Here is a 1,910-nt window from a genome sequence, read left to right as displayed (position 1 = left end):
GACATCATTGGATGCTGGGTGTTATACCGAATGAATGGGTAGAAGCTAACTCGAATGTAGATAAAACGGCAAAATTATTTTCGGATGCACCCGGACGGCGTTTTCCCGGCTCAACAGGAAGTATGGACCCCGAAGACTACGCTGAACGCGGTGGTTTATGGGAAGCCATGGAACGCAGCCACGTAAACTTTTACAATTTTGGCGAAGGCAATGAAACCGCCCATAACCGCGAGATCTGGACCGATACTTTAACCGGCTCCGGGCATTTGGTAATGGTGCCGATGCAAAAAGCTTTGTATCCGCGTACCAGCCATAATTATGCCGGCTTCAATACCAACATTCCCGATCAGTTCCGGATGGATCAGTTTGAAAGCGAATTTACCAAAATGTGGATCAAGGGCAAACAAACAATGCCTTCGCTGATCACCATGCAGGTACCCAATGACCATACAGCCGACCCAAGAGCGAAAGACGGCTACCCCATGAAACAATCATACGTCGCCGATAATGACCTCGCCGTTGGGCGGATCCTGCATTTTCTGTCGCGTACCAAATACTGGAAGAATATGCTGGTGATCATTACGGAGGACGACCCGCAGGGCGGTGTAGACCATATCGACGCACATCGCTCAATTTTAATGATGGCCGGCCCTTATGTAAAAAAAGGTTACGTAAGCCATACCCATGCCAACTTTGGGGCGATATTGAAAACCATCTACAATATCCTTGACGTCCCGTATGTGAACCAGTATGATGCCACGGGAACGCTGCTGACAGACTTTTTTACCGATAAGCCTGACTTTACCCCGTATACCTTTCTGAGGAGCGATGCCAGGATCTTCGACCCGCAAAAAGCCATGGCGAGATACCATAAAGTAATAGACTGGCGTAAAATCGAAAAAGGCCCGGACATGGATGATGAAGAACATGAGCGCAGCGAGCGAAATAAAGACGACAAAAACTGATAAAGGCAATTAAACCATTTTATACCTATAAACGATGACAATTAAATTCGCCACCATTATATCACTATTGCTTTTAACCCTGGTTGATATCGGGTACAAGCCCAACCCTATCCCCAAAAAGGCACATAGCTTTATTGTGATCGCCCACCGCGGCGATCATGCCCAATATCCGGAAAATACATTGGAGGGCTACGCAATGGCTGCAAAAAACGAAGCAGATTATGTTGAAATAGACCTGCGTACCACCAGCGATAACCAATTGGTGAGCATGCACGATGGCAGCGTTAACCGCATGACAAATGGCAAAGGGCTGATAAAAGACCTAACCCTGCAGCAAATAGAAGCGCTGAAAGTAAACCCCAGGAGCAATACAGATACGGCAAACTACCGCGTGCCGACGTTTGAACAAATCCTGAAACTTTGCCGCAACAAGATCCACATCTATATTGATTTTAAAGAAGCTGACGCTACCGCAACCTTAACGATGTTAAAGCAATACCATATGGAAAAGCAGGTTTTGGTTTATATCAACAAACCATCCCAATATACCGACTGGCGCAAAACCGACCCCACAATGCCGTTGATGGTAAGTTTGCCCGATTCGGTTAAAAATCCCGCATCGCTGCAACTGTTTTTAAATAAATATCAGCCAGATGTGCTTGACGGAGACTATTCTGATTACAATGCTGATATGGTAGCTTTGGCAAAGGCAGGCGGCCTGCAGGTTTGGCCCGATGCACAAGGCCCTAAAGAAGGCCCCGCAGTATGGGATAAAGCCATCTCTATCGGCTTAACCGGGCTGCAAACAGATAACCCGCATGCGTTAGTGCAGTATTTAAAAAGCAAGGGATTACGATAACCACATTATTGTTAGCGCCATTTGATTATTAAACATTTTTATTGTCTGATTTTTTTGATGAGTAAAAGCTGGTTATGTCAGACCGG

The 1,910-nt window shown here is 46.1% G+C and carries 1 protein-coding gene and 1 pseudogene; both read left to right on the top strand.

Annotated elements, in window-relative coordinates; translation table 11 throughout:
* Positions 1–965 (top strand): annotated as a pseudogene (locus QZY09_RS11965) (hypothetical protein); the annotation flags it as partial.
* A 34-nt stretch (positions 966–999) separates the two neighbouring features.
* Positions 1,000–1,824, top strand: a complete 825-nt coding sequence (locus QZY09_RS11960; RefSeq protein WP_295672693.1) for a glycerophosphodiester phosphodiesterase family protein — start codon at positions 1,000–1,002, stop codon at positions 1,822–1,824.
* Positions 1,825–1,910 lie beyond the last annotated feature (86 nt).

Origin of the sequence: uncultured Mucilaginibacter sp. (assembly GCF_903913935.1) — a bacterium.
Lineage (GTDB): Bacteria > Bacteroidota > Bacteroidia > Sphingobacteriales > Sphingobacteriaceae > Mucilaginibacter.
The sequence above is the reverse complement of the archived record's forward strand: the minus strand, read 5'-3'. Positions and strand labels throughout refer to the sequence as shown.